The sequence below is a fragment of the Streptosporangium brasiliense genome, assembly GCF_030811595.1.
GTDB classification, from domain to species: domain Bacteria; phylum Actinomycetota; class Actinomycetes; order Streptosporangiales; family Streptosporangiaceae; genus Streptosporangium; species Streptosporangium brasiliense.
The window spans coordinates 2,389,496-2,404,174 of sequence record NZ_JAUSRB010000002.1 but is presented as its reverse complement, the minus strand read 5'-3'; the positions used below and the strand labels follow the sequence as shown (position 1 = coordinate 2,404,174).

Annotated in this window: 14 protein-coding genes; 13 read left to right on the top strand and 1 reads right to left on the bottom strand. The window is 72.1% G+C overall.

The genetic code is table 11. The features are described from left to right. Nucleotides 1–56: 56 nt before the first annotated feature. Complete coding sequence (locus J2S55_RS19820; RefSeq protein WP_306863060.1) at nt 57–1,256, bottom strand: NAD(P)/FAD-dependent oxidoreductase; 1,200 nt, start codon at nt 1,254–1,256, stop codon at nt 57–59. A gap of 141 nt (nt 1,257–1,397) precedes the next feature. Between J2S55_RS19820 and J2S55_RS19815 the strand changes: the two genes are divergently transcribed. From J2S55_RS19815 to J2S55_RS19755, 13 genes are all read left to right on the top strand, one after another. Then, a complete protein-coding gene (locus J2S55_RS19815; RefSeq protein WP_306863057.1) occupies nt 1,398–2,030 on the top strand; it encodes an IclR family transcriptional regulator in 633 nt (210 codons plus the stop codon). Between the two features lie 303 nt (nt 2,031–2,333). Beyond that, complete coding sequence (locus tag J2S55_RS19810) at nt 2,334–2,852, top strand: hypothetical protein (RefSeq protein ID WP_306863056.1); 519 nt, start codon at nt 2,334–2,336, stop codon at nt 2,850–2,852. Between the two features lie 356 nt (nt 2,853–3,208). Then, nucleotides 3,209–3,442 carry a ferredoxin gene (locus J2S55_RS19805; protein WP_306863054.1) on the top strand — a complete coding sequence of 78 codons (234 nt, stop codon included), beginning with the start codon at nt 3,209–3,211 and terminating at the stop codon, nt 3,440–3,442. Continuing rightward, entirely contained in the window at nt 3,432–4,826 is a 1,395-nt protein-coding gene (locus J2S55_RS19800) for an NAD(P)/FAD-dependent oxidoreductase (protein ID WP_306863051.1), read from the top strand. The genes J2S55_RS19805 and J2S55_RS19800 overlap by 11 nt, the downstream gene beginning before the upstream one ends. A 39-nt stretch (nt 4,827–4,865) precedes the next feature. After that, entirely contained in the window at nt 4,866–6,104 is a 1,239-nt protein-coding gene (locus tag J2S55_RS19795; protein WP_306863049.1) for a cytochrome P450, read from the top strand. 182 nt (nt 6,105–6,286) lie between these two features. Continuing rightward, nucleotides 6,287–7,456: a homogentisate 1,2-dioxygenase gene (locus J2S55_RS19790; protein WP_306863047.1), complete on the top strand. Its 1,170-nt coding sequence runs from the start codon at nt 6,287–6,289 to the stop codon at nt 7,454–7,456. Next, on the top strand, nt 7,438–8,226 hold the full coding sequence (locus J2S55_RS19785; RefSeq protein WP_306863045.1) for a hypothetical protein: 789 nt from the start codon (nt 7,438–7,440) through the stop codon (nt 8,224–8,226). The genes J2S55_RS19790 and J2S55_RS19785 overlap by 19 nt, the downstream gene beginning before the upstream one ends. After that, nucleotides 8,226–9,362: a fumarylacetoacetase gene (gene fahA, locus J2S55_RS19780; RefSeq protein ID WP_306863043.1), complete on the top strand. Its 1,137-nt coding sequence runs from the start codon at nt 8,226–8,228 to the stop codon at nt 9,360–9,362. The genes J2S55_RS19785 and fahA overlap by 1 nt, the downstream gene beginning before the upstream one ends. Before the next feature lie 88 nt (nt 9,363–9,450). Beyond that, nucleotides 9,451–10,653, top strand: coding sequence for a L,D-transpeptidase (locus J2S55_RS19775; protein WP_306863041.1), 1,203 nt, complete (start codon nt 9,451–9,453; stop codon nt 10,651–10,653). Between the two features lie 108 nt (nt 10,654–10,761). Beyond that, nucleotides 10,762–11,196, top strand: coding sequence for an NfeD family protein (locus J2S55_RS19770; protein ID WP_306863040.1), 435 nt, complete (start codon nt 10,762–10,764; stop codon nt 11,194–11,196). 2 nt (nt 11,197–11,198) lie between these two features. Beyond that, nucleotides 11,199–12,269: an SPFH domain-containing protein gene (locus J2S55_RS19765; RefSeq protein WP_306863038.1), complete on the top strand. Its 1,071-nt coding sequence runs from the start codon at nt 11,199–11,201 to the stop codon at nt 12,267–12,269. A gap of 206 nt (nt 12,270–12,475) precedes the next feature. Beyond that, nucleotides 12,476–13,504 (top strand): L-threonine 3-dehydrogenase, encoded by a 1,029-nt coding sequence (gene tdh, locus J2S55_RS19760; protein ID WP_306863036.1) that lies wholly within the window; start codon nt 12,476–12,478, stop codon nt 13,502–13,504. After that, nucleotides 13,504–14,676 carry a glycine C-acetyltransferase gene (locus tag J2S55_RS19755; protein WP_306875493.1) on the top strand — a complete coding sequence of 391 codons (1,173 nt, stop codon included), beginning with the start codon at nt 13,504–13,506 and terminating at the stop codon, nt 14,674–14,676. Before tdh ends, J2S55_RS19755 begins: the two co-directional genes overlap by 1 nt. Nucleotides 14,677–14,679 lie beyond the last annotated feature (3 nt).

Here is a 14,679-nt window from a genome sequence, read left to right as displayed (position 1 = left end):
TCTTGCCAAAGACCTGCACATTCCGGGCCTCCGGTTATTACCGACATGACAACTGATCACCGGTCGGTCAGACCGCTCGTGCGCAGGCCCCGGGCGGCGGTCCGGGGGTGGAGGCCGAAGCGGGGTTCGGGCTCCCGCCCGCCGTCGAGGATCTCGGCGACGTACTCGGCCAGGGCCGGGGCGTGCTTGAACCCGTGTCCGGAGTCGCCGCCGAGCAGCCAGACCCCGTCCTGCCACTCGGCGAGCACCCATTCGGCGTCGGGGGTGAGGGTGTACTGGCAGACCTGGCTGAACAGCACCGGCGCCCCGGCCAGGCCCGGGAACCTGCGGCGGAGGTAGGCGCGCGAGGCCTCCTCGCTCGACGGCGAGATCCGCCGCTCCCCCGTCTCCGGGTCGTACGGTCCGCCCTCGGCGTCCGAGGTCACCTTCATCCCGAGCCCGTCGACGTCCCCGTGCCCGTAGACCGAGCCGTCGTAGTCGACCCAGGCGGGGGTGTCCCATCCGGGCTCCACCGCGAAGTGCACGGTGTCCTGCTTGGTCACGCGCAGGTCCGCGGTCCCGGGGAAGAGCCGGGGCAGCCACGCCCCGCAGGCCCACACCACCCGGTCGGCCCGCAGCACCTCCTCCCCGATCCGCACCGCGGGCCCGCCGGGTCCGCCGTCCGGCTCCGCCCACCCCTGGAACGCCGTGCCGTACGGCTCCGGCCCGCGCGGGACCACCACGTCGTACGGCTCCGCGCCGTACGGCTCGGCCCGCCCCCTGACCACCGTGACCCCGGCCGCGCGGGCCAGACGGGCCGTCACCTGCGTGGCCCGCCGGGCCCGGACCACCCCGGCCTGCGGCTCCCAGAGCACGAACTCCAGGTCGTCGCCCCGGAAGTCGGGGAAGAGGGTCCCCGCCCGGGCCGGGTCCCAGAGCTCGTGCGGGATGTCGAGCCGTTCCAGGACCGCGGCGCTCATCCGCTCCCAGCCCTGCTCCCGCCGGGCGAACCAGAGCATGCCCGTCTCGGCGTACAGCTCCTCGCCGACCCGCTCGCCGAGCCCCCGCCAGAGCTCACGGGCCCGCCGGGCCATCCGGGCGTACCAGTCGTCGCTCCCGTGCGAGGCCCGCAGCAGCCGCGTCTCCCCGGCGCTCGCCTGCCGCAGGTGCCCGGGTTGGTACTGCTCGACCAGCGTGACCCGCCACCCCGACTCCGCCAGCCGCAGCGCCAGCGACGTGCCCCAGATCCCCGCTCCGACCACGATGACGGACTTCATCCCCCGGCCACCCCTTTTTCTGTGGATCCCTTCACCGTGGACCACTCCCGGTCCCCGCCGCAAGGCCGCCGGGCCCCGCCCGCCTCCGTCCCGGGCACCACCGATAATCGGGAGCATGTTCCCAGCCCAGCAGGTGCCCTGATGCCGGCCGAATCGTCGCAGACCCTGGAACGCGGCCTGCGCCTGCTCCGCCTGCTGGCCGACGGCCGCCGCGGGCGCACCCCGACCGAGCTCGCGGCCGAGCTCGGTCTGAGCCGCCCGGCGGTTTACCGCCTGCTCACCACCTTGCAGAGCGAGGGCTTCGTCCGCCGCGACGGCGACGGCCGCGCCCACCTCGGCTTCGGCGTCCTGGTCCTGGCGCGCGCCGTCCAGCCGCTGCTCCGTGAGGGCGCCATGCCGACCCTGCGCAGGCTCGCCGAGGAGGTGGGCGCGACCGCCCACCTCACCGTGGCCGAGGGGGACGACGGCCTGGCGGTGGCGGTGGTCGAGCCCTCCTGGACGGACATGCACGTCGCCTACCGCGAGGGCTCCCGCCACCCGCTCACCCGGGGCGCCGCCGGCCTCGCCGTCCTCGCCCTGCGCCAGGGCCGCACCGACTACGTGGTCACCGAGGGCCAGCTCCAGGAGGGCGCCCGGGGCATAGCCGCCCCCGTCCCCGACGTCCCCTGGCTGGAGGCTTCGGTGGGAGTGATCTCCTTCACCCCGCTGGACCCGGCCGTCATCGGCCCCCGGGTGGCCGCCGCCGCCGCCGAACTGGCCACGGCCCTGGCCTGATGTCCGGTGCCGGGCCGGACGGGGGAGACGGGCGGCATGACGCGCCACGCGTCGGCTCCACGGTGTCGCACGCGGTGAATCCCCCCACCTGCAGAGTTTTGAAGGACCGCTCCGCTGCTCGCCATGCATTTTCAGCTTTTGATATGAATTCCAATTACTTCATACTGTTTGCGGATTTTCACGATCCTCCGCGGCCCGCTCATCCGGGGCGCCGCCGCCCCCGTTCCGGGGATACCCCGGGGCATGAAGGCCGCCAATGGGAATCACATTGACCGGGCAACCGGGATTCGCCATATTGGCACGATGATCTCTCTACGTCCCCTCGCGGGAGCGATCCTCACATCCGTTCTCCTGGCCGGTCTCGCCGCCGGCCCCGCTGCCGCGTCCACGCGGGACACCGCCTCGGCGTCCTCGGCGTCCTCGGCGCTGACCGCCGCGCGGCCGGGCAACGGCACGCTCCTCTACGACCGCCTCAGCAGCGGGCAGGGCACCCTGAAAATCAAGAACGGCACCGGCAAGGACGCGGTCGTCACCCTCGTCCGGGGCAGGTCCAAGGCGATCAGCCTCTACATCCGCGCGAGGTCGAACGCGAGCACCGACGTGGTCGAGGACGGCACCTACCGGATCTACTTCACCAGCGGATACAAGTTCAGCACCGCGAAGGGCAGGTTCACCCAGAGCGCCGTCTACCAGCGTTTCGACGACCGGCTGAAGTTCACCACGACCTCCTCCAGCTCCACCATCTGGACGCTGACCCTCAACCCCGTCAGGAACGGCAACGCCCGCACCAGCGGCGTCGACCCGGACGACTTCCCGGCCTGATCCGGGAGTGACTTCCCGGCCTGATCCGGGAGTGACTTCCCGGCGTGGACCGGGAGTGAGACGACTTCCCGGCGTGGTCCGGGAGTGAACGGCGGTCCCGGCGGGCGGAGCCTCCGGGACCGGCCGCCGGGGCCGCTCCCCGGCCGGGAGCACGGCCCCGCCAGCGCGCGTGCGAGACACCCGAAATCTCGGTGAGAACCGCCCATCGCTCACCGTTTGGGAGCCGTTTGGGAGAAGCCCGGCAAAGGTCACGCCAAAATGCGCAACACGGCGATTACCGGTGACGACTGCCCTGCCCAGCGCTTTTACGCTGGGCAGAACTTGATGACCGAACCCGTCGAAGGGACAGGGTCCTCATGAGGCTCGTCGTCGATCTCAACCGGTGCCAGGGATACGCGCAGTGCGCCTTCCTCGCCCCCGACGTGTTCACCATGCACGGTGAGGAAGCGCTGATGTACGACCCCGGCGCCGACGAGGCGCGGCGCGAACAGGTCATGAGGGCCGTGGCGGCATGCCCGGTCCAGGCCATCCTGGTCGACCGGACAGACGCGCCGATCGCGCTGGAGAGGGCGCAGGCCCATGACCGTTGACGGATCCGCGAGGGCGTTCAGGCAGCACGGCCGCGTGGTCGTCGTCGGCGCCTCCCTGGCGGGGCTGCGCGCGGCGGAGACGCTCCGCGAGGAGGGCTTCGTCGGGGCGCTGACCATGATCGGGGACGAGCCGTCCGAACCCTACGACCGGCCGCCGCTGTCCAAGCAGGTCCTGCTCGGCAAGGTGCCGGCGGACGGCACCGCCCTCCCCCGGCGCCGCGCGCTCGACGCCGAGTGGCGGCTCGGGGTCGCCGCCACGGGGCTGGACCTGACCGGCAAGCGGGTGCGCCTGGCCGACGGCCAGGAGGTCGGGTTCGACCGCCTGCTGATCGCGACCGGCACCCGTGCCCGGCCGTGGCCCAGGGAGACGGAGGCCGACCTGGACGGTGTCTTCGTCCTGCGCACCGCCGACGACGCCGCCCGGCTGGAACGTCGGCTGGCCGCCAGGCCCCGCCGGGTGCTCGTCATCGGCGCCGGGTTCACCGGCTCCGAGGTCGCCTCCGCCTGCCGTGAGCGGGGCCTGGAGGTCACGGTCGCCGAGCGCGGCCCGGCCCCCCTGGTGGGTGCGCTCGGGGGCGTCATCGGCGCGGTCGCGGCGGAGCTCCAGCGCGAGCACGGCGTCGACCTGCGCTGCGGCATCATGGTGACCGCGCTCGAAGGCGATCCGGCCGGGCGGCTGAAGCGCGCCCACCTGTCCGACGGCACCACGCTGGACGTCGACGTGGCGGTGATCGCGCTCGGCGCGATGCGCAACACCGAGTGGCTCGCGGGCTCCGGGCTGGGCGCCGGACCCCGGGGGGTCGCCTGCGACGCCGGGTGCCGCGCGTTCGACGTGCACGGCATCGTCACCGACGACATCTTCGTCGCGGGCGACGTCGCCCGGTCCCCGCACCCGCTCTTCGGCTACCAGTTCCTCTCCCTGGAGCACTGGGGCAACGCGCTCGCGCAGGCCGAGGTCGCGGCGCACAACATGATCAGCTCCGGGCCCGACCGCCGCCCCCACCTGTGGGTGCCGGCCTTCTGGTCGGCCCAGTTCGGGGTGAACATCAAGTCCGTCGGCGTGCCGCCCATGGGCGAGGAGCTCATCGTCACCCAGGGATCGCTCGCCGAACGCAGATTCGCCGCCGCCTACGGCCACCAGGGCCGCGTCATCGCCGCGGTCACCTTCGACCATGCCAGATGGATCGACTTCTATCGCGAGCAGATCGAGTCGGCCGCGCCGTTCCCGCCCGTCTTCGCCAACGTCGACCGGCGGCCCGAGGGACTGCGGCCGGTCGGGGCCGACTTCCCGGACCCCGCACTGCCCACCCACGGGCCCACCGTCACCCTGAGCGGCTACTCGCCCAGCGAGCGGCGGGTCACGTTCACCCCGGCCCGGGCCTGACAACCGGCGCGCCGGCCGATCACGTCCAAGGACTCCACCATGACTGCGACTTCGGGCACCCTGCTGCACCAGATCACCGATTACGCCAACCGCGCCGACCCCTACCCCCTCTACGCCGAGCTCCGCAGGACCCCGGTGGCGCGGCAGGACGACGGCGTCTACACCGTCAGCACCTACTGGGAGATCCTCAGCCTGCTCCACGACCCGCGGATCAGCTCCGACGTGCGCAACCGCACCCCTCAAGCGGGCGGCGACCTCCCGCCGGAGGACGACACGACGCTCCCGCCCAGCTTCCTGCGGCTCGACCCGCCCGAGCACGACCGGCTGCGCCGCCTGGCGACGCGGCCGTTCGGACCGCCGCACAGTCCCCGGCGGATCCACGACATGGGCGGCGACCTCGTCCGGATGGTGTCCGGCCTGATCGACGGCTTCCAGGGCCGGGAGCAGGTCGACATCGTCGAGGACTTCGCCTATCCCTTCCCGGTGATGGTGATCTGCAAGCTGCTGGGGGTCCCGCACCAGGACGAGGTGCTCTTCCACGGCTGGGCCGACGCGATCGTCGCCGCCCTCGACCCCAGCCCCGCCGAGGGCCCGCAGGAGCGGCAGCGCACCGCCCAGCGGGCCCGCACCGAGCTGGGCACCTACCTCGCCGGGCTCGTCGAGGAGCACCGCCGCGCGCCCGGCGACGACATGCTCTCCGCGCTGATCACCGACCACGGACCCGACGGGCAGATGTCGCCGGTGGAGCTGATCACCACCGCCGTCCTGCTCCTCATCGCCGGCCACGAGACCACCGTCAACCTCATCACCAACGGGACGCTCACCCTGCTGCGCCACCCGGAGGCCCTCAAGCGGCTGCGCGAGGACCCCGACCTGGCCGTCCCCCTGGTGGAGGAGCTGCTGCGCTACGAGCCGCCGGTGCAGCTCCTGCCCCAGCGCACCGCCCTGGCCGACATCGACATCGCCGGCACCGTCATCCCCGCCGGGGCGTCCATCTGGCTGATGCTGGCCTCCGGCAACCGGGACCCCAGGCGGTTCGACGACCCCGACCGGTTCGACCCCGGACGCCGGGACAACGAGCACCTCGGCTTCGGCAGCGGCATCCACTACTGCTTCGGCGCGCCCCTCGCCCGGCTGGAGGCGCAGCTCGCGCTGACCGGGCTGGCCCGCCGGCTCGACGGCCCGCGGCTCGTGGCGGACCCGCCCCCCTACCGGCAGAACCCGGTCCTGCGCGGCCCCCGCCACCTCCCCGTCGCCTTCGACGGCGTCACGGCATAGCGCGCCGCCGGGGCCGGTCACCCGTTGCGCCTGATCGACCCCGGAGCCGTCACTCCGGGCGGCTGAGACCCACCCCCGGGTCCGCGCGCCGGAGCCCTGGTTGACATCATCCCGCCGGTGAAAGATGGTTGTTCGTATAAAGGACAACAACGTCCGTTAATCGGACAAGCTGGGAGAAGCGGATGCCGTACTACCGCACCGTGGGCGAGGTCCCCAGGAAGCGACACGTGCAGTTCCGGCGGCCCGACGGCGGGCTGTACGCCGAGGAGCTGATGGGCGAGGAGGGCTTCTCCAGCGACTCCTCCCTGCTCTACCACCGCCACCTCCCCACGGCGATCATCAAGGCCGAGGCGGTCGAGCCCACCTCGGCCACGGCGCTCACCCCCAACCTCCCCCTCTCCCCCCGCCACTTCCGTACCCAGGACCTGCCGACGGGCGGCGACCTGGTCACCGGGCGCGGCCTGCTGGCGGGCAACGCCGACGTCCGCATGTCGTACGCCGCGAGCGAGACCCCCAGCGAGCTGTACCGCAACTCCATGGGCGACGAGTGCGTCTACATCGCCGACGGCCGGGTCAGGTTCGAGTCGACCTACGGCGTCATCGAGGCCGGCGCGGGCGACTACGTCGTCATCCCGACCGGGACGATCCACCGCTGGGTCCCCCAGGGCCGGGTCACGGCCTTCGCCATCGAGGCCGCCGGGCACATCCGGCCGCCCAAGCGCTACCTGTCCAAATACGGCCAGTTCCTGGAGCACGCCCCCTACTGCGAGCGCGACCTGCGCACCCCGCAGGAGCCGCTGACCGTCGAGGGCGAGGAGGTGCCGGTGCTGGTCCGCACGCGCGGCGGGCTGACCCGGCTGGTCTACCGCAACCACCCCTTCGACGTGGTCGGCTGGGACGGCTGCCTCTACCCCTACGCCTTCAACATCAACGACTTCGAGCCCATCGTGAAGCGGACCCACGCCCCGCCGCCGGTGCACCAGACCTTCGAGGGCCCGAACTTCGTGATCTGCTCGTTCTGCCCCCGGCCGCTCGACTTCCACCCCGACGCCGTCCCCATCCCCTACAACCACCACAACGTCGACTCCGACGAGCTGATGTTCTACGCGGGCGGCGACTACACCGCGCGCAAGGGCTCGGGCATCGACGTCGGCTCGATCTCGCTGCACCCGGCCGGGTTCACCCACGGCCCGCAGCCGGGCGCCGTCGAGGCCGTCATCGAGGCCGTACGGCAGGGGCACACCCAGACGAGCGAGCTGGCCGTGATGGTCGACACCTTCCGCCCGCTCGACCTGGGCCCCGCCGGACTGTCGGTCGAGGACCCCGCCTACGCGTGGACCTGGGCCCGATGACGCTCTTCCACGACCTCGTCGACGACGCGGGGCTGTTCCCGCCGACCGCGCTGCCGATGGCCGAGGCCCTCCGGCGGCACAGCGCCGACCTCGCCAAGGGCAGCCCGGTGCTCACCCACCGCTTCCTCTGCCCGGCCAGCCGCCTGCCGGAGCTCCGCGCCCGCCTGGACTCCCCGGTCAGGCTCGGCCTGATCCTCGACACCCCGGAGGTCCCACCGCTCGACGGCCTCACCGTCGAGCTGGTCGAGGTGCCGGGCGGCCGGGCCGTCGGCCTCGGCTTCCCGGCCCGCCAGTTCGTCGAGGTCACCGCCGCCCAGCTCCCGGTGGACGTGCCGCCCGGAGTCGGCCTGAAGATCCGGTGCGGCGGGCTGACCGCGGCGGCCTTCCCCACCGCCCAGGACCTGGGCTCCTTCATCACCTACTGCGCCGAGCACGGCCTCCCGTTCAAGGCGACCGCGGGGCTGCACAACGCGGTCCGCCACTTCTACCCGACGCTGGGCACCGACCGGCACGGCTTCCTCAACCTGGTCCTCGCGGTCTGCGCGGCGGTGGAGGGCGGGGACCCGGTGCCGGTGCTGCGCTCGACGGACGTGGGCGGGCTGGTACGGCTGGCGCAGGCCGTGCCGGACGCCACCGCCAAGCGTGCCAGGGAGCTGCTGGTGTCGTACGGCTCCTGCAGCACGAGCACCCCGGTCGAGGACCTGCTGGCCCTCGGCCTGATCACCGACACGACTGTCGACGCGCCCGTCGACGCAGAGGAGAACGCGTGATGTCTTGGGGCCTGGAGCACCTGCCCTACGGAGTCTTCTCCCGGCAGGAGGGTGAGACCCCGCGCGTCGGCGTGCGCTACGGCGAGCACGTGGTCGACCTCGCCGGGGCCCTGCACGACGAGGTGTTCGCCACCGGTTCGCTCAACGCCTTCATGGCCAGGGGCGCGGACGCCTGGCGCGACACCCGGGCGGTGATCCAGAACAAGCTGGGCACCGACCTGGGCGCGGTCGAGCCGCACCTGATCCCGCTGGAGCAGGTCACGCTCCACCTGCCGATCGAGGTGGCCGACTACGTCGACTTCTACTGCTCGCTGGAGCACGCCTCCAACCTCGGCCGGATGTTCCGTCCCGACGATGAGCCGCTGAAGCCCAACTGGCGGCACCTGCCGGTCGGCTACCACGGCCGGGCCGGGACCGTCGTGGTATCCGGGACCCCGGTCGTCCGGCCGTCCGGACAGCGCGGCGCCGGGGTCTTCGGCCCCTCGGCCAAGCTGGACATCGAGGCCGAGCTCGGATTCGTGGTCGGCTCGCCGACGGCCCTCGGCGAGCGGGCCGGCCGGTTCGAGGACCACGTGTTCGGTGTGACGCTGGTCAACGACTGGAGCGCCCGGGACATCCAGGCGTGGGAGTACGTCCCGCTGGGCCCGTTCCTCGGCAAGTCCTTCGCCACCTCCATGTCGCCGTGGATCACGCCGCTCGCGGCCCTGTCGGAGGCCCGTGTCCCGGGCCGGGAGCAGACCCCCGAGCCGCTCGACTACCTGCGCCGCCAGGAGCCGTGGGGGCTCGACCTGACGCTGGAGGTCGAGCTGAACGGCGAGGTCGTCTCCCGCCCGCCGTACCGGGAGATGTACTGGACGCCCGACCAGATGCTCGCCCACATGACCGTCAACGGCGCCCGCCTGCGCACCGGCGACCTGTACGCCAGCGGCACGGTCTCCGGCGCCGAGCCGGGCGAGCGGGGCTCACTGATCGAGCTGACCTGGAACGGCACCGAGCCGCTCAAGCTGCCCGACGGCTCGGCCCGGACCTTCCTGGAGGACGGCGACACCGTCACGATCACCGCGTCCGCCCCCGGCCCCGGCGGCACCGTGATCACCCTGGGCGAGGTGTCGGGGACCGTCCGGCCGGCGAGGTAGCCACGCCGCGTGACGCCGCGCGCCCATCTGATCACTGATCGCTAATGTGGGGTAGTCGATCATTCGCGTACCCCGAAGGCAGGAACAGATGCGGCGCGCCGCGGGATGTCTCCCGATCGTTCTTCTCCCGCTCGCGGTCACGGGGTGCTCATCGGTCGTCGCCGGCGACGGCCGCCCGACGACGGTGACGGCGGCCGGCGTGCGGATCTCCCCTCCCCTCGACTCGGTGCGCGCCCGCACCGGCCGGGGCCTGGTCGTCCGGGCCGGCACGGGCACGCTGACCGGGGTGAGCGCCTACGCGGGCGGCGCCCCGGTGCCCGGCCGGTTCGACCGCGCCCGGACCACCTGGCGCTCGGACTGGGCCCTGACCCCTGACCGGGAGTACATCGTCAACGTCACCTCGGCGGGAGCCGACGGCACCACGGCGACCGCCTCCGGCAGGTTCCGCACGCTCACCCCGGCCCGGACCTTCCAGGTCCGCTCCGTCACCCCCTACCCCGGCGAGACCGTGGGCGTCGGCATGCCGATCATCGTCGACCTCACCGCCCCGGTGGAGGACAGGGCCGCCGTCGAGCGGGCCCTGGAGGTCCGCTCCACCAAGCCCGTCGAGGGCGCCTGGCACTGGGTGAGCGACACCCAGGTGGTCTACCGGCCCCGCCGCGGCTGGCCGGCCCGGCAGCGGGTCTCCTTCACCGCGCACCTGTCCGGCGTCCGCGCGGCCAGGGGCACCTACGGCACGGCCGACCACACGGTGCCCTTCACCGTCGGCCGGGGGCAGGTCAGCTTCATCGACACCCGGACCCACCGGATGCGGGTCACGCGGGACGGCAGGACGGTCCAGCGGATGGCGATCAGCGCCGGCACGGCCACCACCGAGGAATACACCACGACGAGCGGCGTCCACCTGACCATGGACAAGGCCAGCCCGGTCCGCATGGTCTCCCCCGGCCGGGACAAGGGCGACCCCGGCTTCTACGACGTCATGATCGACCACGCGGTCCGCATCTCCGGCAGCGGCGAGTACGTCCACGCCAAGGACAACCTCTGGGCCCAGGGCAGGGCGAACGTCAGCCACGGCTGCGTCAACGCCCGCCCCGACCAGGCCGCCTGGTTCTTCGACACCTCCCTGCGCGGCGACCCCGTCATCATCCGCGGCACCGACCGCGAGCTGGAGTGGGACAACGGCTGGGGCTACTGGCAGCGCTCCTGGGAGGAGTGGCTCGCCGGCAGCGCCCTGCGCACCCCCGGACCGCCCCGCCGCCTGACCGCCTCCGCCCCGGCGCCGCCCTGACCGCAAGTCCCGCGACGCGGGCACTGACGGTGCTCCAGATAACGACATACGGTAGGGGGAGGAACCTCCTGGACATCCGAGCCGTTCATCTAAATAGGAGGCCGGAGCATGGAAGACTGGGTCATCTGGTTGGTCCTCGCGGTGGTGCTCGGTGTGGCTGAGATCTTCACCCTGACCACCGCCCTGGGTCTGCTCGGCGGCGCCGCCCTGTTCGCCGCCATCGCCGCCGGTCTCGGTCTGCCGATCCCCCTCCAGCTCATGGTGTTCACCGCCGCTCTGGCCGCGGGAGTGGTCGCGGTCCGGCCCATCGCCAGGCGCCAGCTCCAGCGGATGCCCGCCGAGCAGCGGTTCGGGGTCCAGGCGCTCGTCGGCAAACCCGCCTATGTCGTGCGAGAGGTCACCGGGCGGGACGGCCGGGTGCAGATCGGCGGCGAGGAGTGGTCGGCCAGGGCCTACGACGAGACGCTGGTGATCCCAGCGGGGGCCGTCGTCGACGTCATCGAGATCGAGGGCGCCACCGCGCTCGTATATCCCCGGGAGTGACCATGGATGCGCTGTTGATAGCCGGTCTGCTCATCGTCCTGTTCGCCGTGATGACCGTGGTCCGCTCGGTGCGCATCGTCCCCCAGGCCCGGGCCCGCAACGTGGAGCGGCTCGGGCGCTACCACAGCACGCTCAAGCCGGGCCTGAACTTCGTGATCCCCTACATCGACCGGGTCTATCCGATGATCGACCTCCGCGAGCAGGTGGTCTCCTTCCGCCCGCAGCCGGTGATCACCGAGGACAACCTGGTGGTCGAGATCGACACCGTACTGTACTTCCAGGTCACCGACCCCCGCGCCGCCGCCTACGAGATCGCCAACTACATCCAGGCCGTCGAGCAGCTCACGGTCACCACCCTGCGCAACGTCGTCGGCTCGCTGGACCTGGAGATGACGCTCACCTCGCGCGACACGATCAACAGCCAGCTCCGGGGCGTGCTGGACGAGGCGACCGGCAAGTGGGGCATCAGGGTGAACCGGGTGGAGATCAAGGCGATCGACCCGCCCAAGTCCATCAAGGAGGCGATGGAGAAGCAGATGCGCGCCGAGCGTGACAAGCGCGCCGCGATCCTCAACGCCGAAGGCCAGCGCCAGTCCCAGATCCTCACCGCCGAGGGTGACAAGCAGAGCGCGATCCTGCGCGCCGAGGGCGACCGGAGCGCCGCGATCCTCAAGGCCCAGGGCCAGTCCCAGGCCATCGACGAGGTCTTCCAGGCGGTCCACCGCAACGACCCGGACCCCAAGCTGCTGGCCTACCAGTATCTGCAGGTGCTGCCGGAGCTCGCCAAGGGCCAGGGCAACACGTTCTGGGTGATCCCCAGCGAGGTCACCTCCGCCCTCCAGGGCGTCTCCAAGGCGTTCACCGAGTCCCTGCCCCCGTCGGCGGCGACCCGCGAGGCCCCCGCGATCAGTGAGGCGACCGCCAGGGAGACCGCGCAGGCGGAGCAGGCCGCGGCCGAGGCGGTGGCCGAGGCCGCCGACGTCGACGCGGGACCCCGCCAGCTCGGGCCCGCCGCCGCCCCCTCCGACGCCCTCGCCGACCTGAACAAACACCACCACCCCTCCACCTCCTGACCCCACGCGCCGTACGGGCCCTACCAGCGCGTCCGATCGCAGGTGATCCGGCGGAGCCTCCGGGCAGACCCTCCGGGAGGGGCGCCCGGAGGGCGTCCGGACCGAGCGTGAAGCAGCACTGTGGGCGGGGTTAAGAAAACCGCGATGGACACCTTCGGAGCCGGCCGGGCACAGTGCGTAAGGTCGGACCTGAGGGGGGATCTGTGATGAAGGCGCTGGTCAAGGAGAAGGCCGAACCGGGCCTGTGGTTGCTGGACGTTCCGGAGCCGGTAGTCGGCCCCGGAGAAGTGCTGATCAAGGTGCTGCGGACCGGGATCTGCGGGACGGACCTGCACATCCGCAGTTTCGACGCGTGGGCGCGGCACACCCTGCGGACGCCGCTCATCGTCGGCCACGAGTTCAGCGGCGAGGTCGTCGAGGTGGCACCCGGCGTGGAGGACATCGCGGTCGGCGACCTGGTCAGCGGTGAGGGGCACCTGGTCTGCGGCAAGTGCCGCAACTGCATGGCCGGGCGGCGCCACCTGTGCCGCAACACGGTCGGGCTGGGCGTCAACCGGGACGGCGCCTTCGCCGAATACGTGACGCTCCCGGCCTCCAACGTCTGGGTGCACCGGGTGCCGGTCGACCCCGACATCGCGGCGATCTTCGATCCGTTCGGCAACGCCGTGCACACCGCCCTGGCGTTCCCGATGGTCGGCGAGGACGTGCTGATCACCGGGGCCGGGCCGATCGGGCTGATGGCCGCCGCCGTGGCCACGCACGTGGGCGCCCGCAACGTGGTCATCACCGACGTCAGCCCCGAGCGGCTCGCCCTGGCCGGCAAGCTCGGGGTCACCCTGGCGCTGAACGTCGCCGAGCGGTCCGTCGCCGACGGCCTGCACGACCTCGGCATGCGCGAGGGCTTCGACGTGGGGCTGGAGATGTCCGGGCACCCGCAGGCGCTCCGCGAGATGATCGCCAACATGACGCACGGCGGGAAGATCGCCATGCTCGGCCTGCCCGCCGAGGAGTTCGCGGTCGACTTCGCCACGATCGTGACCTCGATGATCACCATCAAGGGCATCTACGGCAGGGAGATGTACGAGACGTGGTACGCCATGTCCGTGCTCCTGGAGAAGGGCCTCGACCTGTCCCCCGTCATCACCGACCGCTTCTCCTACCGCGACTTCGACGCGGCCTTCGACACCGCCGCCAGCGGCAAGACCGGCAAGATCATCCTGGATTGGACCGCCTGATGTTCGACAACGTCCGCGACGACCTGCGCGCCACCCTCGACGAGATCGCCTCCGCCGGGCTGCTCAAGCCCGAGCGGGTCATCAGCACCCCCCAGCGCGCCGGCATCGCCGTGTCCGGCGGCGGCGAGGTGCTGAACTTCTGCGCCAACAACTACCTCGGCCTGGCCGACCACCCCGAGGTGGTGGCCGCCGCCAAGGAGGCCCTCGACCGCTGGGGCTTCGGCATGGCGTCGGTCCGCTTCATCTGCGGCACCCAGGAGGTGCACAAGGAGCTGGAGGCGCGGCTGTCGGACTTCCTCGGCCAGGAGGACACCGTCCTCTACAGCTCCTGCTTCGACGCCAACGGCGGGGTGTTCGAGACCCTGCTCGACGAGCGCGACGCGGTCATCTCCGACGCGCTCAACCACGCGAGCATCATCGACGGCATCCGCCTGTGCAAGGCCCGCCGCCTGCGCTACGCCAACCGCGACATGGCCGAGCTGGAGGCCCGGCTCAAGGAGTCCGCCGACGCCCGGCGCAGGCTGATCGTCACCGACGGCGTCTTCTCCATGGACGGCTACGTCGCGCCGCTGCAGGAGATCTGCGACCTGGCCGAGCGCTACGACGCCATGGTCATGGTGGACGACTCGCACGCGGTCGGCTTCGTCGGCCCGAACGGCCGGGGCACCCCCGAGCTGCACGGCGTGACGGACCGGGTCGACATCATCACCGGCACGCTCGGCAAGGCGCTCGGCGGGGCCAGCGGCGGCTACGTGGCGGCCCGCAAGGAGATCTGCGAGCTGCTCCGCCAGCGTTCCCGCCCCTACCTGTTCTCCAACTCCCTCGCCCCGGTGATCGCCGCCGCCTCCCTGCGTATCCTCGACCTGATCAGCGGCCACAGCGAGGCCCGCGAGCGGCTGCGCGCCAACACCGAGCGCTTCCGCACCAAGATGACCGAGGCCGGATTCGACATCCTGCCCGGCGACCACCCCATCGCCCCGGTGATGATCGGCGACGCCGCCGAGGCCGCCGCGATGGCCGAACGCCTGCTGGAGCAGGGCATCTACGTGATCGGCTTCTCCTATCCCGTGGTCCCGCACGGCAAGGCCCGGATCCGGGTCCAGCTCTCGGCCGCCCACTCCACCGAGGACGTCGACCGGGCGGTGGACGCCTTCGTCACGGCCCGCGGGTGACCT

Excerpts from the sequence above, each read along its gene's own strand:
- fahA (WP_306863043.1), top strand. The coding sequence starts at position 8,226 with ATGTCTTGGGGCCTGGAGCACCTGCCCTACGGAGTCTTCTCCCGGCAG.
- J2S55_RS19805 (WP_306863054.1), top strand. The coding sequence starts at position 3,209 with ATGAGGCTCGTCGTCGATCTCAACCGGTGCCAGGGATACGCGCAGTGC.
- J2S55_RS19815 (WP_306863057.1), top strand. The coding sequence starts at position 1,398 with ATGCCGGCCGAATCGTCGCAGACCCTGGAACGCGGCCTGCGCCTGCTC.
- J2S55_RS19765 (WP_306863038.1), top strand. The coding sequence starts at position 11,199 with ATGGATGCGCTGTTGATAGCCGGTCTGCTCATCGTCCTGTTCGCCGTG.
- J2S55_RS19810 (WP_306863056.1), top strand. The coding sequence starts at position 2,334 with ATGATCTCTCTACGTCCCCTCGCGGGAGCGATCCTCACATCCGTTCTC.
- tdh (WP_306863036.1), top strand. The coding sequence starts at position 12,476 with ATGAAGGCGCTGGTCAAGGAGAAGGCCGAACCGGGCCTGTGGTTGCTG.
- J2S55_RS19820 (WP_306863060.1), bottom strand. The coding sequence starts at position 1,256 with ATGAAGTCCGTCATCGTGGTCGGAGCGGGGATCTGGGGCACGTCGCTG.
- J2S55_RS19800 (WP_306863051.1), top strand. The coding sequence starts at position 3,432 with ATGACCGTTGACGGATCCGCGAGGGCGTTCAGGCAGCACGGCCGCGTG.
- J2S55_RS19795 (WP_306863049.1), top strand. The coding sequence starts at position 4,866 with ATGACTGCGACTTCGGGCACCCTGCTGCACCAGATCACCGATTACGCC.
- J2S55_RS19790 (WP_306863047.1), top strand. The coding sequence starts at position 6,287 with ATGCCGTACTACCGCACCGTGGGCGAGGTCCCCAGGAAGCGACACGTG.
- J2S55_RS19755 (WP_306875493.1), top strand. The coding sequence starts at position 13,504 with ATGTTCGACAACGTCCGCGACGACCTGCGCGCCACCCTCGACGAGATC.
- J2S55_RS19770 (WP_306863040.1), top strand. The coding sequence starts at position 10,762 with ATGGAAGACTGGGTCATCTGGTTGGTCCTCGCGGTGGTGCTCGGTGTG.
- J2S55_RS19775 (WP_306863041.1), top strand. The coding sequence starts at position 9,451 with ATGCGGCGCGCCGCGGGATGTCTCCCGATCGTTCTTCTCCCGCTCGCG.